Annotated in this window: 19 protein-coding genes and 4 tRNA genes; 5 read left to right on the top strand and 18 right to left on the bottom strand. The window is 65.1% G+C overall.

Annotation, left to right across the window (positions count from 1 at the left end):
• Positions 1-607: tRNA threonylcarbamoyladenosine dehydratase (locus F8D48_RS02660; RefSeq protein WP_151429854.1), on the bottom strand; the 607-nt coding region annotated here is incomplete at its 3' end.
• 365 nt (positions 608-972) lie between these two features.
• Between F8D48_RS02660 and F8D48_RS02655 the strand changes: the two genes are divergently transcribed.
• A complete protein-coding gene (locus F8D48_RS02655) occupies positions 973-2,100 on the top strand; it encodes a DNA/RNA non-specific endonuclease (protein ID WP_257475599.1) in 1,128 nt (375 codons plus the stop codon).
• A gap of 222 nt (positions 2,101-2,322) precedes the next feature.
• Here the strand turns inward: F8D48_RS02655 and F8D48_RS02650 are convergent.
• The 5 genes from F8D48_RS02650 to arcA all read right to left on the bottom strand — a co-directional run bounded on the left by F8D48_RS02650 (position 2,323) and on the right by arcA (position 8,494).
• Positions 2,323-2,397, bottom strand: a tRNA-Ile gene (locus F8D48_RS02650).
• A 45-nt stretch (positions 2,398-2,442) separates the two neighbouring features.
• Positions 2,443-4,170 carry an arginine--tRNA ligase gene (gene argS / locus F8D48_RS02645; RefSeq protein ID WP_151429852.1) on the bottom strand — a complete coding sequence of 576 codons (1,728 nt, stop codon included), beginning with the start codon at positions 4,168-4,170 and terminating at the stop codon, positions 2,443-2,445.
• Between the two features lie 196 nt (positions 4,171-4,366).
• Complete coding sequence (locus F8D48_RS02640; RefSeq protein WP_151429851.1) at positions 4,367-5,971, bottom strand: YfcC family protein; 1,605 nt, start codon at positions 5,969-5,971, stop codon at positions 4,367-4,369.
• A 138-nt stretch (positions 5,972-6,109) separates the two neighbouring features.
• The gene (argF, locus tag F8D48_RS02635) at positions 6,110-7,105 is read right to left on the bottom strand and encodes an ornithine carbamoyltransferase (protein WP_151429850.1); all 996 of its coding nucleotides are present in this window, start codon (positions 7,103-7,105) and stop codon (positions 6,110-6,112) included.
• A 165-nt stretch (positions 7,106-7,270) separates the two neighbouring features.
• The gene (gene arcA / locus F8D48_RS02630; RefSeq protein ID WP_170272701.1) at positions 7,271-8,494 is read right to left on the bottom strand and encodes an arginine deiminase; all 1,224 of its coding nucleotides are present in this window, start codon (positions 8,492-8,494) and stop codon (positions 7,271-7,273) included.
• Positions 8,495-8,844: 350 nt separating this feature from the next.
• Between arcA and F8D48_RS02625 the strand changes: the two genes are divergently transcribed.
• Both F8D48_RS02625 and F8D48_RS02620 read left to right on the top strand, forming a co-directional pair.
• A tRNA-Pro gene (locus tag F8D48_RS02625) sits at positions 8,845-8,921 on the top strand.
• A 240-nt stretch (positions 8,922-9,161) separates the two neighbouring features.
• On the top strand, positions 9,162-10,286 hold the full coding sequence (locus F8D48_RS02620) for a DUF3810 domain-containing protein (RefSeq protein WP_151429848.1): 1,125 nt from the start codon (positions 9,162-9,164) through the stop codon (positions 10,284-10,286).
• A 140-nt stretch (positions 10,287-10,426) separates the two neighbouring features.
• Here F8D48_RS02620 and cimA read toward each other — a convergent pair whose 3' ends face one another.
• The 3 genes from cimA to F8D48_RS02605 all read right to left on the bottom strand — a co-directional run bounded on the left by cimA (position 10,427) and on the right by F8D48_RS02605 (position 13,194).
• Positions 10,427-12,022: a citramalate synthase gene (gene cimA, locus F8D48_RS02615; RefSeq protein WP_151429847.1), complete on the bottom strand. Its 1,596-nt coding sequence runs from the start codon at positions 12,020-12,022 to the stop codon at positions 10,427-10,429.
• A 171-nt stretch (positions 12,023-12,193) separates the two neighbouring features.
• Positions 12,194-12,559 carry a hypothetical protein gene (locus F8D48_RS02610; RefSeq protein WP_151429846.1) on the bottom strand — a complete coding sequence of 122 codons (366 nt, stop codon included), beginning with the start codon at positions 12,557-12,559 and terminating at the stop codon, positions 12,194-12,196.
• A 119-nt stretch (positions 12,560-12,678) separates the two neighbouring features.
• Positions 12,679-13,194 carry a GNAT family N-acetyltransferase gene (locus tag F8D48_RS02605; protein WP_136434438.1) on the bottom strand — a complete coding sequence of 172 codons (516 nt, stop codon included), beginning with the start codon at positions 13,192-13,194 and terminating at the stop codon, positions 12,679-12,681.
• Between the two features lie 450 nt (positions 13,195-13,644).
• On the opposite strand from F8D48_RS02605, the gene F8D48_RS02600 reads away from it, so the two are divergent.
• Together F8D48_RS02600 and F8D48_RS02595 are read left to right on the top strand one after the other, a co-directional pair.
• A complete protein-coding gene (locus F8D48_RS02600; protein WP_151429845.1) occupies positions 13,645-14,031 on the top strand; it encodes a YxeA family protein in 387 nt (128 codons plus the stop codon).
• A 124-nt stretch (positions 14,032-14,155) separates the two neighbouring features.
• A tRNA-Gly gene (locus tag F8D48_RS02595) sits at positions 14,156-14,229 on the top strand.
• Between the two features lie 45 nt (positions 14,230-14,274).
• Here the strand turns inward: F8D48_RS02595 and F8D48_RS02590 are convergent.
• From F8D48_RS02590 to F8D48_RS02550, 9 genes are all read right to left on the bottom strand, one after another.
• Positions 14,275-14,350 (bottom strand) — tRNA-Arg (locus F8D48_RS02590).
• Between the two features lie 51 nt (positions 14,351-14,401).
• Entirely contained in the window at positions 14,402-15,319 is a 918-nt protein-coding gene (locus tag F8D48_RS02585) for a thiamine pyrophosphate-dependent enzyme (protein ID WP_151429844.1), read from the bottom strand.
• Positions 15,316-16,509 carry a transketolase C-terminal domain-containing protein gene (locus F8D48_RS02580; protein WP_151429843.1) on the bottom strand — a complete coding sequence of 398 codons (1,194 nt, stop codon included), beginning with the start codon at positions 16,507-16,509 and terminating at the stop codon, positions 15,316-15,318. The genes F8D48_RS02585 and F8D48_RS02580 overlap by 4 nt, the downstream gene beginning before the upstream one ends.
• A complete protein-coding gene (locus F8D48_RS02575; protein WP_151429842.1) occupies positions 16,506-16,991 on the bottom strand; it encodes a 4Fe-4S binding protein in 486 nt (161 codons plus the stop codon). The genes F8D48_RS02580 and F8D48_RS02575 overlap by 4 nt, the downstream gene beginning before the upstream one ends.
• Positions 16,988-17,620: a 2-oxoacid:acceptor oxidoreductase family protein gene (locus F8D48_RS02570; protein ID WP_136434448.1), complete on the bottom strand. Its 633-nt coding sequence runs from the start codon at positions 17,618-17,620 to the stop codon at positions 16,988-16,990. The genes F8D48_RS02575 and F8D48_RS02570 overlap by 4 nt, the downstream gene beginning before the upstream one ends.
• Before the next feature lie 72 nt (positions 17,621-17,692).
• Positions 17,693-18,349: a LysR substrate-binding domain-containing protein gene (locus tag F8D48_RS02565; protein ID WP_135971200.1), complete on the bottom strand. Its 657-nt coding sequence runs from the start codon at positions 18,347-18,349 to the stop codon at positions 17,693-17,695.
• A gap of 94 nt (positions 18,350-18,443) precedes the next feature.
• A complete protein-coding gene (locus F8D48_RS02560) occupies positions 18,444-19,784 on the bottom strand; it encodes a phenylacetate--CoA ligase family protein (protein WP_151429841.1) in 1,341 nt (446 codons plus the stop codon).
• Between the two features lie 184 nt (positions 19,785-19,968).
• Positions 19,969-20,277 (bottom strand): holotricin-3, encoded by a 309-nt coding sequence (locus tag F8D48_RS02555; protein ID WP_240806188.1) that lies wholly within the window; start codon positions 20,275-20,277, stop codon positions 19,969-19,971.
• A 117-nt stretch (positions 20,278-20,394) separates the two neighbouring features.
• Positions 20,395-21,294: an Rpn family recombination-promoting nuclease/putative transposase gene (locus F8D48_RS02550; protein WP_151429840.1), complete on the bottom strand. Its 900-nt coding sequence runs from the start codon at positions 21,292-21,294 to the stop codon at positions 20,395-20,397.
• Positions 21,295-21,484 lie beyond the last annotated feature (190 nt).

Here is a 21,484-nt window from a genome sequence, read left to right as displayed (position 1 = left end):
CTTCGGGGGTGGCGGCGGGCGGGCGGGGCGACTCGGTGGAGTAGACCACCTTCAGGCCGTCTATGCCCCGGCGGCGCAGTTCCCGGCGCATGACCCGGGCCAGGGGATCCACCGAGGTCTCGAAGATGTCAGCCACGCGGAAGGCCGTCGGGTCCAGCTTGTTGCCGGCGCCCATGGACGATATGATGGGGATGCCCGCGGCCCGGGCCGCCTCCACCAGGGCGATCTTGGCGCTCACTGTGTCCACGGCATCGATCACGTAATCGTAGGCGGCGAAGTCGAAGATGCCGGTCGTCTCGGGCAGGAAGAAACAGCGATGGGCCCGCACGGTGCAGGCGGGGTTGATAGAGGCCACGCGCTCGGCGGCCACCTCCACCTTGGGGCGACCCACGGCTGGCAGCGTGGCGATGATCTGGCGGTTGAGGTTCGTTGAGTCCACCGTGTCGCTGTCCACCAGATCGAGAGCCCCCACCCCGCTGCGGGCCAGGGCCTCGACGGCAAAGCCCCCCACGCCCCCCACGCCGAACACGGCCACGCGGGACGCGGCCAGGCGCGCCAGGCCCTCGTCGCCGAGCAGCAGGCGGGTGCGGGCAAAGATATCTTCCATAGGTTCTCCCATCGACAGTCGTTCCGAGCGGCCAATCCGACAGGCGAGACAACACGACCCGAAAGCCACCGAAACCTTGATCAAGCGGGCCGGGCTCGGGGCCGCTTAGGCGACCCCGAGTGGAGCAGATGCTCTCTTTTTGGACAAAATCGCCTCGAGTGAGCTCGATCCCTGTTTTTTCGGGCCCCATTATGCCCAATATGCCTCTTCTCAAGCCGAAAAGGCTGATTTTTCACGTTCAAAGACCACTTATTTCCCAACAAAGAGCTCACTCGAGGCGATTTTGTCCATTTTCTCGCGCCCAAACTGCAATGCTCGCGATAAGGTGGGTCTCAACTTATTTCTTGTACCTAAGGAGCCCAGTCGTGAAATCCTTGCCGCCTTCCCTCCCCCGCTTCGCGGCTCTACTTGCAGCCATCGCCCTGACCTGCACCGTTGCCGGTTGCAGCACGAGCGCCGAAATCACAACCCCGACGGCGGCAGGCCCCGAATCGCCAGCAGTCGAGCACGCGGCCTCCGAGGAACCGGAGTCGAGCGCGACCGATGCCGCCGCCCTCCCCGAGACAGCCGTCAAGCCCCCCTCCGCTGAGGATCCCGGCGCATCCGGCACCCCCGCCTACCACGACCTGCCCGCCTACGACGGCAGTCCCTATGTCTATGTGAACGACGGGGAACCCGCCTTCACCGACGATGAGCGCGCGGCGGCCGCGGGCACCGAGCTCTACGGCGAGCTGGACGCCCTCGGGCGCTGCACCGCCACCTTCGCCGTGGTGGGCACCGAGACCATGCCCACCGAGGAGCGGGGCTCCATCGGCGAGGTAAGGCCCACGGGCTGGAAGATGGGCAAGTACGACTTCGTGGACGGAAAGTACCTCTACAACCGCTGTCATCTGCTCGGCTTCCAGCTGACTGGCGAAAACGCCAACGTGAGCAATCTCATCACCGGTACCCGGTATATGAACGTAGAGGGCATGCTGCCCTTCGAGAACGCCGTGGCCGACTATGTGCACGCCACGGGCAACCATGTGCTCATGCGCGCGACCCCCGTCTTCGACGGCGACGATCTGGTGGCCCGCGGCGTGCACATGATGGCCGAATCCGTAGAGGATGGCGGCGACGGCGTGGCCTTCAACGTCTTTGTCTACAACGTGCAGCCCGGCGTGGTCATCGACTACCGCACCGGAGAGAACATGGCCGCCGAGGACGCCACGCCCCTGCCCGACGTCTCCGGCGACGGGGGCGACGCCTCGTCTGATGGCGGTGGCACCGGCACCAAGGGCTCCGCCGACGGTGGCACAGCCCTCTCCGATAGCGGCGCTGCCACCGAAAAGGGCACGACCGAGTACGTGCTGAACACCAACTCGAAGAAGTTCCATGTTCCCAGCTGCTCTTCGGTGGATCAGATGAGCGCCAAGAACCGCCAGGATGTGACCGACACTCGCGAGAACATCGTCGGCCGCGGCTTCGAACCCTGCAAGCGCTGCAACCCCTAGAGGCACGGCGCGGGCCCGGCCGCTGGACGCAATGCCGCCGGCAACACCATCAGGGTACCGCTTCCGCCGCAGTGCGACTAAGCCGACTGGGCCGGCCGCAGCCAGCCGCGCCACCGCCATTCGGTCGCCGCCGGCTGCACCCGGCAGCCGGCGGCGTCGCCCCCCCCTCCCCCCGAGCACCAAAAGGCCCCCGCCACTACTGACGGGGGCCTTCTCATAGGCTGGTAGGGCCGCCCGGACTCGAACCGAGAACCAAGGGATTATGAGTCCCCTGCTCCACCATTGAGCTACAGCCCCGAATGCGTTGGCTATTCTAACGCAACTCTCCCGCGCTCGCCAAACCTACATCTTCTGGGGAGCGGAAACGCCCAGCAGCGTGAGCGTGAGGGCCAACACGATGCGGGTGGCGTCGCACAGGGCCAAGCGCGCGGTCTGCACGGCCGCGTCCTCAGTGAGCACATGGCAGTTGGTGTAGAACTGGTGGAACAGGGCCGCCAGATCCTGGGCGTAATGGGTCAGGCGGAAGGGAGCGCGATCGCGGGCCGCCAGGGCGATGAGGTTGCCGAAGTCGGCCATCTTGCGCATGAGGGCCAGCTCGGAGGGATGGGTGAGCGACGAGAGGTCGCAGCCCTCGGGGGCCACCTTCGCGGCCAGCTCGGCCATGGTCAGCTGTCCGGCCTCCACGGCTGCCACGTCGGCCTCATCGGCCGCCTTGCGCAGGATGGAGCAGATGCGGGCGTGGGCGTACTGCACGTAGTACACCGGGTTGGAGGCGTCCTTCTTCTTGGCCACCTCGATATCGAAGTCGATGGGCTGGTCGGCCGAGCGGGACAGCATGAGGTAACGGGTGGCGTCCACGCCCACCTCGTCGATGAGCTCCTCGAAGGTGACCATCTCGCCGGTACGTTTTGACATGCGCACGGCCTTGCCGTCGCGGAACAAGTTCACCAGCTGGCCGAGCTGCACCTCCAGCGCCCCGGGCCAGCCCCAGGCCTCCAGCATGCACTCGCAGCGCTTGATATAGCCGTGGTGATCGGCGCCCCACAAATCGATGAGGTGGTCGAAGCCGCGCATCATCTTGTCGTAGTGGTAGGCCACGTCGCTCATGAAGTAGGTGGCCTCGCCGTCGCCCTTGATGAGCACGCGGTCCTTGTCGTCGCCCAAATCGGTGGAGCGGAACCACAGGGCGCCGTCCTTCTCGTAGAGGTAGCCTTTCTCACGCATGGCGTCCAGCGAGCGGGACACGGGGCTTTGGCCGTTCTCGTCCTCCACGTACAGGGAGCGCTCGGAGAACCATTTGTCGAAGGTGGTGCCGAAGCCGGCGAGCACGGCCTTCTGGTTGGCCAGGGTCTGCTCGTAGGCCATCTCTCGGAAGGCCTCCAGGCGCTCCTCATCGGACACGGCGAGCCACTTGTCGCCGTCGCGGTCGATGATCTCCTGGGCGATATCCTTCACATAGGCGCCGCCGTAGCAGGCCTCGGGCATCTCCACGTCGCGGCCGAGCAGCTGCTGGTAGCGCACGCTCACGGAGTTGCCGAACACGTCCATCTGGTTGCCGTGGTCGTTGATGTAGTACTCCTCGTACACGTCGTAGCCGCCGTGGCGCATGACGCGCGCCATAGCGTCGCCGAGCGATGCCCAACGGCCGTGGCCCACGTGGAAGGGGCCCGTGGGATTGGCCGACACGTATTCCAGGTTCACGTAACGCTCACCCTCGGGGACGATTCCGCGGCCGAAGTTCTCGGCCTTATCGCGCACCTCGCGCACGACGCTCTGGAGCACGGCGTCGGACAGGCGGATATTGATGAAGCCGGGGCCCGCGATCTCAACGGCGGCAATCATATCGTTGGCGGGAATGTGGTCCGCGATGACCTGCGCCACCTCGCGGGGGTTCTTGCGAGCGAGCTTGGCGCAGCGCAAAGCGACGGTGCTCGCCCAGTCGCCGTTGGCCTCGTCGCGGGGTCGCTCCAAGGCGGCTTCGGGGGCTTCCGTCAGCTCCAGGGAGCCGTCGGCACGGGCCGCCTCGATGGCGGCGTCGATGATCGCTTCGAGAGATTCGCGAATTTCCATTGATCTTCTTCCTCTTCTGTGAGTCAGCCTTCTTCTCGCTGACAGGCTGTGCCGTACCTGCCCGCGTCTATAAGCTGCCATAATACCACGAAAGCGCAGGAAAACACAGAAGCACCCGAGCGCGATGCCCGGGTGCCTCTGCGAGCGGAAGCGCTGTCAAAACTGCGCGTCCGCACAAAATGTTGGTTGGCGAGCCCTAGGACAAGACCACCATGGCCACGGTCAGGATAGCCATGCAGACCACGCCCAAAACGATGAACAGCTTCGCGCCGAACTTCAGCCAGGTGGAGTACTCCACCTTCGCGAGGGCCAGGCCGCCCATGATAGCGCCGGAGGTGGGCGTGAACAGGTTCACGAGGCCGTTGCCGGCGGAGTAGATCATGACCATGGCCTCGACCGAGAAGTTCAGCTGGTGGGCCAGGCCGCCGAGAATGGGAATGGACACCGTGGCCATGCCCGACGAGGACGGGATGAGGAAGGACAGCACGATGTAAAGCAGGAACGACAGGGGCGCGAACACCACGGCCGACATGCCCGTGAGCGCCGCGGCTGCGTTGTTCAGAATCCACATGTCCAGGCCCGTCTTGGCCATGAGCACGGTGATGGAGCGGGCCAGCGCGATGATGAGCACGACCGACATCATGTCGGCGGCGCCGTTGATGAAGGCCTTCACGAAGCGGCTCTCGGACACGCCGCCGATGACGCCGATGATGAGCGCCATCAAGAGGAACCAAGTGGAGGCCTCGTCGAAGTACCAGCTGCCCAGGGGCACGCCCGTGAGGAAGCTCGACCAGGCCGGGGTGACCTCTTCCTCGGAGACGGAGGTAGCCTCAACAGGCTCAGAGAGCGTGGTCACCGTGGCGCCGTCGTTGGCGTCGTCGATGAAGGCGGTAATCTCGTCGCCGGTCATCGTGGTGGTGATCTCCTCGGTGGTGGCGCCGGCGTCGAAGATGGTGACGCCGAGGTCGGCCCAGGGGATGAAGGACACGATCATGACGACGAAGGTCAGCGCGAACACCACGAGGGAGGCCTTCTGGCGGCCGGTCATCTTCGGGGTCGCAAGGGCGTCGCCGTCGGCGGCCTCTTCATCGGACTCCTTCATGCCCCACTCGTCCATCATGGCCTGCTGCTCCTGAAGCGACAGGAACGTGGAGCCCTTGTCCTCCTTCACCTTCTTGGCGTAGCGCATGACGAAGACGATGGAGATGGCCAGGGTCACGAGCCAGAGGATGAGGCCGAGCACGATGATGATGGCCTGGTTCACGGCGATGCCGATGCCGGAGAGCGCGTCGACGGCCACGCCCACGGCAAAGGGGTTCACCGTGGAGCCCAGCACGCCGCAGCCGGCGCCGAGCAAGACGACGGCCGCGCCGGTGAGGCTGTCGAAGCCCGCGGCCACCATGGTGGCGGCCAAGAGCAGGTAGAAGGGCACCGTCTCCTCGCACATGCCGTAGGTGGTGCCGCCGATGGAGAAGATGAACATCAGAATGGGAATGAGCACGAGCTCGTTGCCCTTGAGCTTGTGCACCAGCGCCGCGATGCCGGCGTCGAGCGCCCCGGTCTCGGTAATGATGCCCAAAAAGCCGCCGAGGATCATGACGAACAGGCACACGCCGATGGCGTCCTGGAAGCCGAACACGGGCGCGGTGAGCACCTGGGACAGAGTCGCCCCCTGGACGCCCTCCACGCCGCTGGCGGCCATGATGACGGTGATAACAGCCAGCACCACCAAGATAATGAGCAGGATCGTGAACGAGGACAGCGGTGCCCTCTTCTTCTTGCCTTTCTCAGCCGTTGCCATGGTTATCCCTCCTTAATCTAAATGGGTAGAAAGCCCAGGGGCCGCGCGGTTATCCCTCCCGATTCCGCACGGCCCCGAGGTATCGAATATGTGCCAGCTACAGTAGAGCTACAGTAGAGCTACAGCAAAGCTACAGGGTTACTGCAGGGTGGCGTACATGACGGCCTTGATGGTGTGCATGCGGTTCTCGGCCTCGTCGAAGACCTTGGACTGCTTCGACTCGAACACCGCATCCTCCACTTCCATCTCGGTGACGCCGAAGCGCTTGGCGATGTCCTCGCCGGTGGTGGTGTTGGTGTCGTGGAAGGCCGGCAGGCAGTGCAGGAAGATGGCGGTCGGCTTGGCCATATCCATAATTTGGGTGGTCACGCGGTAGGGCTGGAGCTGCTCGATGCGCTGGGCCCACACCTCGTCGGGCTCGCCCATGGACACCCACACGTCGGTGTAGATGACATCGGCGTCGGTGGCCGCCTCCTTCACGTCCTCGGTGCACTTCACGGTGCAGCCGTTCTCGGCGGCGATGGCCTCGCAGGTCTTGATGAGCTCATCGTCCATCCAGCAGTCCTTCGGGCCGCAGCCAACGAAGTTCATGCCCAGCTTGGCGCACATCACCATGAGCGAGCGGCCCATGTTGTTCTTCAAGTCGCCGAAGAACACGAACTTCAGGCCCTTGATGTCGTAGTTGAAGTTCTCCTGCACAGTCAGCGCGTCGGCGAGCATCTGGGTGGGATGCCACATATCGGTAAGCCCGTTCCACACCGGCACGCCGGCCTTGGCGGCGAGTTCTTCCACGTCGGACTGGGCGAAGCCGCGGAACTCGATGCCGTCGTAGAAGCGGCCGAGCACGCGGGCGGTGTCCTCGATGGACTCCTTCTTGCCCATCTGGGAGGAGCCGGGATCCAGGTAGGTCACGCCCATGCCGAGGTCCATGGCGCCCACCTCGAAGGCGCAGCGGGTGCGCGTGGAGGTCTTCTGGAACAGGAGAACGATGTTCTTGCCCTCCAGGTAGCGGTGCGGGGTGCCGGTGCGCTTGAGGTCCTTGAAGTTCTTGGAGAGCTTCAACAGGTACTCGATCTGATCGGTGGAGAAGTCCAGGAGGCGCAGATAGGACTGGCCGGAAAGATTCACAGGCATAGTGTTTCCTTTCAAGAGGGCGGATGCCGCGCAAGCGGTGCCGCCGGGAGTGGGCGGCCGCTTAGGGCAGCCGCCCGACTAACGATTCAATGGGGCGCGGCGATCATGCCGCGCAAAGTGCGCCGTCGCCGGGGCGCCGACGCGGGACGCCGGTGCGCGTGGGGCCTACAGGGCCTCGCGCCAGGCCGGCATGGACATGCAGCGCGGGCCGCCGCGGCCGCGGGAGAGCTCCGCGGACGGCATGACCAGGCAGTTGATGCCGTTCTTGTACAGCACGTCGTTGGTGACGTTGTTGCGCTGGTACACCACCACGGTGCCGGGGCGGACGCACAGCGTGTTGCTTCCGTCGTTCCACTGCTCGCGCTCCGCGGCGATGCGGTCGCCGCCGCCGCAGGGGATGAGCGTGACCTTCTCGCCCACATACTCCGACAGCACGCTCTCCAAGTCCTCGTTGCGCTCGCGGATCTTGGTGCCGCCCTTGCCGTCGGGGGTGATCTCGAAGACGGTCAAAGGCCCCATGATGCCGGGATGGATGGTGAACTTGTCGCGATCGATCTGGGTGAACACGGTGTCCAGATGCATGAAGGCACGGGACACCGGGATGTTGAAGGCCAGAATGGTGTCGATGGGGCTCGTCTCATCGTTGAAGATGTTGTGGGCGATGTGGTCGATGGCGTCGGGCTCGGTGCGCTGGGAGATGCCGATGGCCAGCACGTGCTCGTTGATGTTCAGGATGTCGCCGCCCTCGATGTGGAAGGTGTCGTTGCGGCTGTAGTACTCGGGGGTGCCCACGAAGTCGGGATGGTTCTTGAAGATGTAGTCGCCGTAGATGGTCTCGCGGTTGCGGGTCTGGCTGTACATGCGGTTGATGGACACGCCGTTGCCGATCATCGCGAACGGATCGCGGGTGAAGTACAGGTTCGGCATGGGGGCGCACACAAGCTTGCAGCGATCGGACACCATGTCGACCAACAGGTGCGTGTCGCGCTGCGGCAGCTCCTGGAGATTGATGCCCGCCATGGTCTTCATGACCATGGCCTTGGTGTCGGCGTAGTTGCTCTCAATGTAATCGGTGATAATGTCGTGGTACATCTCGGTGCGGATGCCGGCCTCGTAGATCCACTGATCAAGGAACTGACGGCGCAGCTCGGGCTTCGCATCGAGCACCTCGGCCATGAGGTCCTCGAGGTAGACGACCTCCACACCCTCTTCCCTCAAGATCTTCGCGAACGCGTCGTGCTCTTCCTGGGCCACGGGCAAAAACGGGATGTCGTCGAACAGCAGCTCCTCCAGGGTGTTCGGAGTGAGGTTGAGCAGCTCGTCGCCGGGACGGTGCAAGATGACCTTCTTGAGGTTGCCGATCTCGCTCTTGACGTTTACTCCTTGCATAGAAGCTCTCCTATCTTGGAAACGGACCGATAGAAAACGTGCCAGCCACACAAGATCCCGTGCGCCCCAGAAACGCATTCCCGGGCCGTCTCGGTAGGTCGGTTGTGTTGTGACAGACTCTACCTTCCCACATTTTGCGGTTCGGCCCCTCCCAACCACCGTTTGTTTGCCAGAGCGCAAGCAAGCTGACACCAGACTGTCAACTAATGTTGAGGCGAAAGGTCCGTATTCCTGCCCAGTGGCTCGTCTGCGAAGTAAGGCCGCCCGAAGAAACCTCTCCGCGCAGACCTTCGGCAATGCTATAATCATCGGCACCGCAAGCGAAATCGCTCGCTTCGGCTTACGAGCGTCGGGATGTGGCGCAGTCTGGTAGCGCGCCTGCTTTGGGAGCAGGATGTCGCAGGTTCGAATCCTGTCATCCCGACCATTTTTGTTTCGTCGTCGCTGACGCAACGACGAACGAGGCCGATGCTGCGGTTCCGACATGCACCTGGCCTTGCACTTCACCGCTTTCCCTCACGACCCGAAGGCCGCTCGGCCGCGGTTCAGCACAATTCCAGGCACCTGTCGGATCCTCGCTGACTTCCTTGGGCGAACCTGTTCTACAAAATGTTTACTCTATTCATCTTCTTTGGTTCTGCTTGTCTAATTTCGGCATAATGCAGCTATGAGGAAAACGGAGACATACCAGCTAAAAAGGCTGTGGCTGCTGGCGCCCGGCATCGCGGCGCTGCTGCTGACGTGGGCGGCATCGGCGAATCCGGGGCTCACCGAGATGTGGTTCTCGCGGGGCGTGTACCCATGGCTATCCTCGGCCTGGGGCTTTCTGCCCTCGCTTGCGCCCTGGTCGGTGGCGCAGTGGGTCGTGGTGGCGTTTCTCGCGTTCTGCATCGGATGGCTCGTCTTCTACACCGTTGCCCTGGTGCGGGACGCGGGAGGGCGGCGGTTCGTGCTGTGGCGGGCGGCGGCCACGATGTTGGCAGTGGTGTCCGTGGGTTACTGCCTCTTCGCGCTCATGTGCGGGCTGAACTACCACCGGCTCACCTTCGCCGAGGACGCCGGGTTCGACCTGGCCCCGTCGAGCACGACCGAGCTTGCGGCCCTCTGCGAGCACCTGGCCGACGAGATGAACGACGCCCGGGCGGCCATCGACGACACCCCCGACGACTACGCCGCGGCCCGCGGCGGCTTCGAGGCCTACGCCCGCGAGGCCGTGGAAGACATGCGATCGCTGGCCGAGACCTATCCGGCGCTTTCCCGTCCGCTCTACTCCCCTCCCAAGCCCGTGCTGTTCTCCGAGCTCATGAGCTATGCCGACATCGCCGGGATGTACTTCCCCTTCACCGTGGAATCGAACATCAACGCGGACGGCCCGTTCTTCACCATTCCCGCTACCATGGGCCACGAGCTGGCGCACCAGTGCGGATTCATGCGGGAGGACGAGGCGAACTTCATCGGCTACCTCTCCTGCAAGCAATCCGACGATCCGCTCACGCGCTACAGCGGCTATACGCTTGCCTACGACTATGCGCTGTCGGCCCTCATCCGCGCCGACCGCGAGGCGGCCGTGGCCGTAAACGATGGCCTATCCGATGCCGTGCGCGCCGACCGCACCGCCCGGGCCGAGTACCTGAAACAGTTCGAGGGCCCCGTGGCCGAGGCCTCGAACGCCGCCAACAACGCCTACCTCAAGGCAAACAAGCAGGAAGACGGCACCAAGAGCTACGGTCGCATGGTGGACCTGCTTCTGGCCGAGGCGAAGCAGGAACAGAGCACGGCCCCGACCGCCTAGCCGAATAGCCGTCAGAACAAACTATCGCAAGAGCCGGTGCACGTGAGCACCAACCGAAAAGAGCAATGCAGTGTACGGGTCATGCAACTTTTCAGGATGTCCGCAAGAGAAACATGCGGCTTTTCCCGCTGCAGGCTGCTCTAGGCGCGGGCGCGAGCGAGGAAGAGACCGTACTCGAGGGAATCTACGAGAGCGTTCCACGAGGCCTCGATGACGTTCTCGGATACGCCCACCGTGCCCCAGGTATCCACCCCGTCGGTAGCGGTGATGGTCACGCGGGTGATGGCATCGGTGCCCTGGCTCTCGTCGAGCAGGCGCACCTTGTAGTCGATGAGCTCCATGGCCGCCACCTGCGGATACGACTCCACAATGGCGAGGCGCAGGGCGGCGTCAAGGGCGCCCACCGGTCCGGTGCTCTCGCCGGTGGCCACGAAGCGCGCGTCCCCCACGTGGATCTTCACCGTGGCCTCGGACAGCGCGTCTTTGGCAAGCGCGCCGGTGTCCTCGCGATCGTCCACGATGACGCGGAAGCTCTCCAGCGTGAACGCAGGCGCATACAGCCCCAGATGGCGCATGAGCAGAAGCCCCAGCGAGCCGTCGGCCACCTCGTAGGTGAAGCCCGCCGCCTCGCGGTCCTTGATGTCGTCGAGCACGTCCTGGGTGCTCACACCGGCCTCCTCCAGGTTGAACCCGAGGGCGGCCGCCTTCGACAGCAGCGATGCCTTGCCCGCCAGCTCGCTCACCACCGTGCGGCTCGCGTTGCCCACGGCCGCCGGGCTCACGTGCTCGTAGGCCTCGGGGAAGCGCGCGATGGCGCTCGCGTGCAGGCCGCCCTTGTGGGCGAAGGCGCTCGTGCCGGTGTAGGGGTGGTGGGCCGGCTTCGACACGTTGCAGAGCTCCGCCACGTACTGCGCCACGCCCGTGAGCTGCGCGAGGCTGTGCTTTCCCACGCAGGTGGCGCCCATCTTCAGCTCCAGGTCGGCAATGACCGTGAGCAGGTCGGTGTTGCCCACCCGCTCCCCGATGCCGTTCACCGTGCCCTGCACGCTCGTAGCGCCGGCGCGCACGGCCGCCAGCGTGTTGGCCACCGCGCACCCCGAGTCGTTATGGCAGTGGATGCCGAAGGCGGCGTTCGGGAAGGCGCCCGCCGTGGCGGCTACGACGGCCTCCACCTCGAAGGGCAGCGCGCCACCGTTGGTCTCGCAGAGGTCCACCGAGTCAGCCCCCGCTTCCACGGCGGCCCCCACGCAGGCCAGCGCGTAGTCGGCGTTGGCCTTGTAGCCGTCGAAGTAGTGCTCGGCATCGAACACCACACGCCGCCCGGCCGCCTTCAGATAGGCCACCGAGTCGGCGATCATGCGCAGGTTCTCCTCAAGGGTGGTCTGCAAAGCGCGCTCCACCTGGGCATCCCAGGTCTTGCCCACAATGGTTACCACCGGCGCGCCGCACGCCAGAAGATCGGCCAGGCCCGCGTCGTCGTCGGCGGCCACGCCCTTCTTGCACGTGGAGCCGAACGCCGCGATCTGGGCGTGACGCAGCTCCATGGCGGCCACCTCGCGAAAGAACGCCACGTCCTTGGGGTTCGACGCCGGAAAGCCGCCCTCGATGTAGTCGATGCCGAACTCGTCGAGGCGCCGCACGATGGCGAGCTTGTCGGCGAGCGAGAGCGTGATGCCCTCGCACTGCTCCCCGTCGCGCAGGGTGGAATCGTAGGTGTAAATGCGCGTCGCTTCCATAAGACCTCGTTCCCGCTCCGCCTCATCACTTTCTGCGATCATTATAGCGTTCGCGAAACCGATCTTTTCCGTTCCTTGCAATCTGAGCCGCCGCCAGTGACAAGTTTGAAGCGCTTCCCATCAGTCGAAGGGCGGCAGCGGGGCATCCAACCATCCCCTTTGAAAATGTCATCAGTTTTGAACTGGGATTTCTCTCTCAGTGTATGAAGTAGTCCGCACTCGCGCGGCCTTCATGTTGGGAACTGCCCCAAACTTGCCACAATACGCCAAAAAGAGGAAGGAGCCCCGAGAGGCTCCTTCGCGTCCGATCTGCGCGCGCCAGGCCCGCTTGGCCTTCGCGCGGCTGTACTTGGCGTCGCCGTGGGCGCCGTGGCCGCAGGCGTAGCCGTTGTAGCGCGGCTTCGCCGCCAGCGTGGCCTCCTCGGCCGTCTGGCGCCACAGAACGCCATCGCGCCCCGCGGCCCGAGCCTGCTGCGTCGCCGCCCGGCGCGCCCGCTCGGCCGCACAGCGCCCCGTGCGCTTTCGCTTCTTGGACATATCGCCTCACCTCCTTCAAACCCTCGGTTGCATCAGCCGCCATCATAGCACGACTCGCCAAGCGCCCGGGCGCTCGACGCACGATGTCGCCGACCTGCCGGCCGCTATCGGAGACGCCTTTACCCCAGCACTTTCTCGAAGGCGATGCGCGGGGCGCCGGCCTCGACGCCTTCCGTGAGCACGATGGGGCCGCAGTAGGTGAAGCCGGCCTTCTCGGTGGCGCGGCGCATAGGGGCGTTGTCGGCATGGGTGTCCACACGCACCGAGGCCATGCCGTCGGCGGCGGCCCTCTCGCAGGCGAAAGTGAAGAGCGCGCCCATGACGCCCCGGCCGCGACAGACCGGATCCACGGCGCAGCGGTGCACGGTGGCGTAGGGACCGCTCGCGAGCCAGGAGCCCTCGAGGGTGTCGTAGGCCGCCTCGGGCTCGGTGCCGTAGCGGAACACACCCACCACCCGGCCCTCGTCCAGGGCAACGTAAGCCGCACCTTCGGCCACATCAGCCTCCCAGGTGGCGCGGCACGGGTACCCGCACTGCCACTGGTCGAGCCCGCGGGCGGCCATGTCGGCCACCGCGGCATCGGTGATAGCGGTCATAGCGTCAATGTGCCCGGGCGTCGCGACGACGATCTCCATGGAAGCCTCCCTGCTCTCGAGCGCGTAGCTGCTGCACCAGATGCACGTGCTTAAGCTTCTTGCTAATACCCGCCTTACGATACAAGTTCTTGCAAAGGGATCGCACGGTGACGACGGAAACGCACAAGGTGTCCGCGATCCAGGGCATAGCGGAGCCGTCCGTCGAGCATGGGGGATCCTCGCGGCTCTTCGGGAGCTTGACGACTGCCGTTCCGGCTACGCCATGCCGCTGCCGCGCGGCGGCCACTTCCAAAGAATTCCCGGGGCCGGCGCGCACCGCAAACCGCCCCCCTCCTGGAAGAGCTCCAAAGGGACAGCTTTGCCCTTGCGCTGCGCTTACAAAAATGCAAGCCGCCCGTAAGGCACTTCGATGGCGACTCGCGGGCCATAGGCATAGCATCGAAGGCGCCTTGGGAAATCGCATCCGATCCACGGGAAGGAGATTCCAACATGCGCACAAAGGTAGCAGTAGCAGTGGGCTTTTCCATAGCAGCGGTGGCGGTAGCCGCGGTAATCGCCGGATGGTGGGTGCTCTCCGGCAACATGAACGCCGCGTACTACACGCAAGTGGACAACGCGCGAACCGAAGAGCTGGAATCGCGGGGCGGGGTCATCGACCCTACCGGGGGTATGAGCCTTCTCTACCGCCTGCCGGCCTACGATGAGCAGGGCAACGGGCGGGAGGTCTCGTTCGGTACCGAGCGCCAACTGAGAGAGGGGGCGTATCTGAAACTGGAGGTAGAGCCCATTCGTGGCGTGGTCGGGTGGGAGGAAGTCTCCTTCGACGAGCTTCCGCAAGAGGCGCAGGCGCACCTGAACGGCCCCGACCGCCCATAACGGTAGCACCGGGGTTGGCGTCCGTGCAAGGGCGGAGCATCGCCGCAACGGCGGAATGGAGGCCCACTTCTGTTTTCTCGTTGCAGGGCGGCCGGGTTGCGCTATACTATGCAAGTTACATCGTGCGGGCGTAGTTCATTGGTAGAACCTCAGCCTTCCAAGCTGATGAGGCGGGTTCGATTCCCGTCGCCCGCTCCAGAGCATTCGAAAGGCCGAGGTCAGCGACCCCGGCCTTCTTGTTTCTGGCGCGCCCAGTAGGAATCGAACCTACAACCTACGGATTAGAAGTCCGTTGCTCTATCCGTTGAGCCATGGGCGCAAAAACGCCGAGCCACCTCGGCAGGTTGCCTATTATAGCGCAACCGGCCCGCTATGCCCATCGCTCGCGCATATAGGCCCAGCGCTCGTCGCGGGCGGCCTCGATGGCGGCCAAGTCGGCCTCGTCATCGGCGCGGAAGCGGCCCTGGCGGCGCAGGTAGGGCTCGATGGGCTTGAACGCCTTGGGATTGCGGTTCAGGCGGAAGGCGCCCCCGGGCACACCCGACAGGGCCGGGCCCTCGTACTCGGCGAGGTACCACAGGCCCGTGTCCACGACCTCCTTGGCCACGTCCACCATGTCCTCCGAGGGAAAGCCCCAGCCCACCGGACAGGGCGCCATCACGTGGATGAAGCGGCACCCGCGCACGTCGCGGGCCCGTTCCACCTTCTTCAAAAAGTCGCTCAGATAGCCCACCGAAGCCGTGGCAGCGTAGGGAATGCCATGGGCCGCCACAATATCGAACAGGCTCTTCTTCTGCGTGAGGCAACCGTGCTCGCGCGCACCCGCGGGTGTGGTCGTCGTGGAGGCGCCGAAGGGGGTGAGCCCCGACTTCTGGATGCCCGTGTTCATGTAGGCCTCGTTGTCGTAGCAGATGTAGAGCACATCGTCGTTGCGGTCGATGGCCCCCGACAACGCCTGCAGGCCGATATCGGCCGTGCCGCCGTCGCCGGCGAACCCCACCACCGTGCAGTCGTCGGGCGCCGTCCCCTGGGCCGCAAGCCCGGCCCGAATGCCCGAGAGCACCGCGGCCGTGGCGGCGAAGGGGGTGATCATGGCGTTGTTGCCGAAGGCCAGCTGGGGGAAGTTGAAGCCCACGGCGCTCATGCATCCGGCAGGCAGGGCGCTCACCGCATGGGGCCCGAGCACCTTCAGCACCTGGCGCACCACAAGGGCGCCGCCGCAGCCAGGGCAGGCCTTGTGGCCGTAGAAGAACTCCTCATCGGTGATGTTGCGCGCGTTCACGGTCATCGCAGGCCCCCTTCCTCGTCGTCAATGCCCAAGAACACGACCCGGCCGGCCTCGCCCTGGCCGGCTGCCAAGCGCTCCAGATCGGCGAAGCAGACCCGCACCTGGTCGCGGGAAATATCGGCGCCGCCCAGGCCCCCGATGAAGTTCAGGGCCGGCCGGGCCACGCCGCGGCGGGCACAGGCAACCAGCACGGTGGAGAACACCGCGCCGCCGTCGCCGCCGAAGGAGATGTCCTTCTCCAGCACACCCACGGCCGCCACCCCGGCCAGGGCCTCGGCAAGCTGGCGGCCGGGCACCGGGCGCAGGTAGCGGATGCGCAGCACGCCGGCTCGCGTGCCCGCCGCCCGCAGCTCGTCGGCCACATCGCGGGCGATGCCGGCTGCCGAGCCCAAGGTGACCAGCACTAAATCGGCGTCCTCGCAGCGGTAGGCGTCCACAAGGCCCGGGTACCGGCGCCCGCAGGTGGCGGCGAAGCGGGCCTCCACCTCTTCCACCACCGTCTCGGCGGCCAGCATGTCGCGGTGGTGCCAGTACTGGTAGTGGCCGTTGAACTCGGGACCGGCAGAATAGCCGATGCTCACCGGGCGCTCGAAATCGAAGCGGTTGGCCGTAGCATAGGGCGGCAGGAAGGCGTCGGCAGCCTGGGCCTCAGGCACCTCCACCGACTCGTAGGTGTGGGTGAGGGCGAAGCCGTCCACGTTCACCATCACCGGCAGGCTCACGCGCTCGTCCTCGGCCACAGCGTAGGCCATGAGCGCCAGATCGAGCGCCTCCTGGTTGTTCTCGGCATACACCTGGATCCAGCCGTGATCCAGAAGCGAAAGGGAGTCGCGCTGATCGCCGTAGATGTTCCACGGCAGGGCCAGGGCGCGGTTCGCGTTCATCATCACAATGGGAAACCGCCCGCCCGAGGCGTAGGTGAGGCACTCGGCCATGTACAGCAGGCCCTGGGACGAGGTGGCCGTGAACGTGCGCGCGCCCGTAGCCGACGCCCCCATGGCCGCTGCCAGCGCGGCATGCTCGCTTTCCACGTGCAGGTACTCGCAGGCAAGGCTGCCCTCTTCCACCATGGAGGCCAAGGCCTCCACCACTGTGGTCTGGGGCGTGATGGGATAGGCCGATATCACCTGGGGCCGCGCCAGGCGCACACCCTCGGCGAAGGCCTCGTTGCCCGAGAGGAACTTCCTCATGCCGCACCTCCTTCTGCATCTTTCCGAGCGGGGGTCTCGGACATCTCGATTCGCTCAGGCAGTCCTCGCTTTGGGGAACAGGACATGAGGTCCTGCTCCCGTCGTTGCAAAACTCGCTCGGTCGAGACGCCCGAGATCCCCGCCGCCACTTCCCCGTCGCCGCGCTCGTCCACCATGGCGATGCAGGGCACGGGGCACACCTTCGCACACACGCCGCAGCCCTTGCAGAAATCGTAGTCGATGGCAAGCGCCGTGCAGACGCCCTCGCCGTCGCGCACCTTGAATATGGTGCCGTCGGGGCAGTACATATAGCAGTTGAGGCACAGCGTGCACTGCACCGGGTCGATCAGGGGCCGCAGGCTGCGCCAGCCGGCGTTCACCGAGGTGAGGTAACCGCCCTCAAAGCAGGTGGAGCGGGCGAACTCCTCGGGCCGCGCCCCCAGGCCCTCCCGCAGATGGGGCGTGAACTTCCGATCGGTCATGCCTCGCTCCCCTCTCCCTCAAGCAGCACCGCAGCCGCCAAATCGAACAGGCCCGTGCCCGAGTCACCCCCGCGCTGACCGAGGCCGCCCAGGTGGGGCAAGTCGGGCCGGGACGCCAGCGCCTCGAAGGCAGCATCCACGATGCGCACGTTCTTCTCATGCAGCCGCGCGGGCATGGTAGCGCGAATGCCCTCGTGCACGTCTTCCAAGCTAACCGCGTCGCAGAGGGCCGGAATGGCGCCCAAAAACACCGTGTTGGGAATGGGTCGTCCCAGCACGGCCGCCGAGATGCCGTCGGCGTCGATGGCCACCACGCGCGGGTCGTCCACCGCGCGGCGCGTGTTCAGCAGCATGAGGCCGCCGTCGGCCAGCTCGGCATCCCAGCTGTCATCCAGCAGCGTCTCGTCCAGGTACACCACGATGCCCGCCCGGGCCACGACGCTGCGGTCGCCGATGGGCGCCCCATCGATCTTCGTGAACGCGCGCATGGGAGCGCCCCTTCGTTCCGGGCCGAAGGTCGGAAAGGCCAGAGCGCACGCCCCAGCCGACAGGGCCGCCGCGGCGCCCAGGCACCGGGCCGCCGTAAAGGCCCCCTGGCCGCCCCGCGCGTGCCAAATGACTTCCAGCATGGGCATCCCTCTCTCAATACCGAAGGGCGACCGTAACGGCCGCCCTTGCATCTCTCTCGTTATCCCTCGCGACTATTTATTCGCATAGTAGTCCAGGCTGCGGGCGAGGTGGGTGACGAAGCGCTCCCCCATGACCGACAGGTCGCGATTGTCGGCAGACACATAGCCCAGGTGCAGCACCACATCGGTTTCCAGCGGAATGGTCGTGAGCGCGCTGCCGTCGGTGATGCCCACCAAAATGCCGCTCGTCACCGTATAGCCGTTGATGGCCATGATGAGCTCGGTGAGCGACGCGCGGTCGGTGCAGGCCACCTTCTTGGCCCGGGGCACGTCGGACAGGGCCTCCTCGTAAAAGGCGATGGGAGCGCCCTCGCCCTGGCCGAAATACACATAGGGGTAATCGGCCAGCTGCTCCAAGCTGAGCTTTTTGGCGTTCACGAGCGGATGGCTCGACGGCAGGGCCACCAGCGGCGCCGAGGCAGCCAGCTCGTGGAAGGTGAGCCCCGCCTCGGTGAAGGCCTCGGTGAGCGCCGCCTCGGTGGCCGAGGTCAGCATGACCACGCCCAGCTCGGAGGTGCCCAAGGCCACGTCATCGATGACCCCCTGGGTGGTGCGGTCGCGCAGGGCGTAGGAATAGCTATCGCCGCCGGCGGCCAGGATGGTGTGGGCGAAGGACTGCACGTCGAACAGGTAGTGCTGCCCGGAGATGGAGAAGTCGAAAGCGGTCATAGGGTTCCCTTCTATCGGTTATCCGCATTATAGCGGGCCGCACACGGCTGGAGGGCGGCGCGCGGCCATCAAGTGCAACGAGGAACTTCGGGCCCTAGGCGCCCTTGCGCTCGTCGATGAAGCGGCTGGCCTTGTGCTCGGAGGAGGTGCCAAGCTTGCCGGCGTCGTAGACGAGCACCTTGGCCGGCTTCACGCCGGTATGGGCCTTCAGCGCCGCCGACACGCGGGCGGCCACGGCGTCGAAGGGCTCGTCGGACCCCTGGGCGCGCTCCACGCTCACCTCGTAGCGGGTGGAGAAGTTCTCGTCGTAGACGCGGATGAGGTACTCGCCCGTCAGCCCCGCCTCGGCGCGCACCACGTACTCCACATCGGAGGGGAACACGTTCACGGCGCCCACGATGAACATCTCGTCCTTGCGGCCGGTGATGTGGATGCGGGCCAGGGTGCGCCCGCAGGTGCACTGCTTGTTGGACACGTATCCGATGTCTCCGGTGCGGAAGCGGATCATGGGGCGGGCCTTCTTCATGAGGGTGGTGTACACCAGTTCGCCCACCTCACCGGGTTCAAGCACCTCGCCGGTGGCCGGGTCCACGGTCTCCACGAGGATCTGGTCCTCCACGATATGCAGGCCGTCGTGGGCCTCGCAGGCCGCCGCGCAGGCGCCGTAGATGTCGGACAGCCCGAAGAAGTCCACCACCTTCGCGTCCCACAGGTTCTCGATGGCCTCGCGGGTGCTTTTGATGGAGCCGCCCGGCTCGCCGGCCACGATGATGGTGTGGATGGAGAAGTCGCGGCGCGGGTCGAGCCCCTTCTCCTTGATCTTCTCGCCCAGCGTCCAGGCGTAGGACGGGCTCGTCCAGATCACCGTGGGCTGGTACTGCTGCAGCACGAAGATGAGGCGATCGGAGGGCACCGCGCCCACCCAGATGGCCAGAGCCCCCAGACGCTGGGCGCCGATGACGTCGGGGCCGCCCACGTACAGAGCGAAGTTCAGGCCGTGCACGTAGCGGTCGGTGGGGCGCATGCCGGCCTGCCAGAACAGGCGCGCCTCGGTGTCCTGCCACAGGTCGAAGTCCTCCTGGGTAAAGGGGCTCACCGTGGGCACGCCCGTGGAGCCGGACGAGGTGGCCATGAAGATGACCTCCTCTTCGGGCACCGAGCACATCTCGCCGAAGAACGAGCCCACGTGCTGGGTCTCGCGCTCGGTCTTCTTGTCCACGAAGGGGAACTTCTCCAGGTCCTTCAGGGTCTTGATGTCGGCAGGCGCGACGCCGGCCTCGTCGAAAGAGCGCTTGTACCAGACGGTGTTCTCGTAGGCGTAGGCCACCATCTCCTGCAAACGCTCCAGCTGCATGGCCTCCAGCTCGGGCCGTGGCATGCACTCGATCTCAGGATCGTAGTACTTCTGATCGTAGGGGATGTTCTTCTTCGCCATCACTGCTCCTTGTTCCGGTCTCCTGGAATGCGGGAGACCCAGCGTCTCCTCGCCTCTTTTGCGTGGGTCAGTATGATGCCCGAAGCCACGGCGCCGAGCAAGGGCAAAACGCATACAGAATAGGGAAAGCCCGCCATCGCGAAGGTCGATGGCGGGCTTTCATCAGGGAAAACGAAGCTCTCCTCTAGCCGAGTGTGCCCTGGGCGGCCAAAACGGCCTGGGACATCTGGTAGGACACCACGACGAGGCCCAGGATCGCAATGGTGACGATCACCTTCACGGCGACGTGCCAGGTGCAAGCGCCGCGCCACATCATCACCAGTCCCACGGGCCACAGCACAATCAGGAAGAACACGATCCAGAAGGTCTGGTCGTACCACTTCTTCTCGTCGCCCGTCGTGACGATATCGTTGGCGTGCTCGCTCGTGCGGCCCTGGCCGCGACGCGTCCAGTCGCCGTAGCTGCGGCCGTTCTCGTCCTTGAAGATGCCCATGGGAAATCCCTTCGTCAATGTTGACCTTACAACTTTTGGTTGGGATTCTACCATTGCCTCCGCGCAGGGGCGCCCGAGCGCCACCCCTGTCACGAACCCGTCACAGCCAAACACCGCTTACAACCTGTATTCTCGAAGAAGATTCTCAACCGCCACGGGGTCAGCCATAACGGAAAGGACGTCTTCAGCGCGGCCATCTTCTGCCAGCTTGGCCGCAAGAGCAGCCATCCTGGCAACACCCTCGGCGCGGCCCTCAGCACGGCCCTCAGCACGACCCTCAGCGCGGCCCTCAGCGCGGCCCTCGGCCAGGCCTTCCTCGCGGCCCTCGGCAATACCCTCGGCGCGGCCTTCTGCCAAGCCTTCGGCGATGGCATCAGCGCGGGCCTCTTCCAGCAAATCTCTTACGGTCATCACGGAGCCCACCCACTCTCTGTCCTCATTGGCCGTGGAGACTTCGGCATCCATGGCGCTCACGAGCTTGTCATCTGGCGCTACGGAGCCTCTTTGAATATATTCTAGCAGATTACGCAGCCCCTCACTGGGCGCGGCAGCGGCGGCCCGTGCGTTCAGCACCACCCACGTGGAGCCGGTTTGAGCCGCAAGGGCCGGATTCTCCCGGCAAAGACGGTCGAAGGTGTACACGGGAAGGCCTGCGCCGGGCCAGTCGAAATCACAGGCAAAGATGATGTAGCTGTCGCGCAAATCCCTCCACGACGAGCCCTGGTCGAGCAACCCCGAATCGATGCTCGCTTGATAGTAGCGCAGACGGCGCCCCAAATCGGCATGGGGATTGGCCTGCATCTCCACATCGATGACGCCCAAGGCCGTCTCAGCGTACACATCGAGCCGCACCCCGCGGGATGCCACGGCGGGCTGGAGCACCTGCTCCCGGTTGAGATAGGAGATGGCACTCACTTCGGTACCGAGAACGCGCTCTAAAAAGCCCCGGCAAATATCCTCGCGGCAGAGCACGCGTCCGAACATGAAGTTGTTGGATATGGTAATACGGCTGGTCATGGCAGCCCCCTTTCCTCTCGGCGGCTGTCCCCGTCTCCGGGTTAGGGGCTCCCCAGCCTCAGTTTCACCACTGGTGAAACTGTAAGAACATTTGTTCCATTATAAGATCGTGAGATAGCGAATGCAAGAGGAAAAAGTACTGATTTGAAAAGAGAGACCCCTTCTAAACGAAGGGCCGCCCCTTTCAGGA

Source organism: Adlercreutzia muris (assembly GCF_008831045.1).
Taxonomy (GTDB): Bacteria; Actinomycetota; Coriobacteriia; order Coriobacteriales; family Eggerthellaceae; genus Adlercreutzia; species Adlercreutzia muris.
The sequence above is the reverse complement of the archived record's forward strand: the minus strand, read 5'-3'. Positions and strand labels throughout refer to the sequence as shown.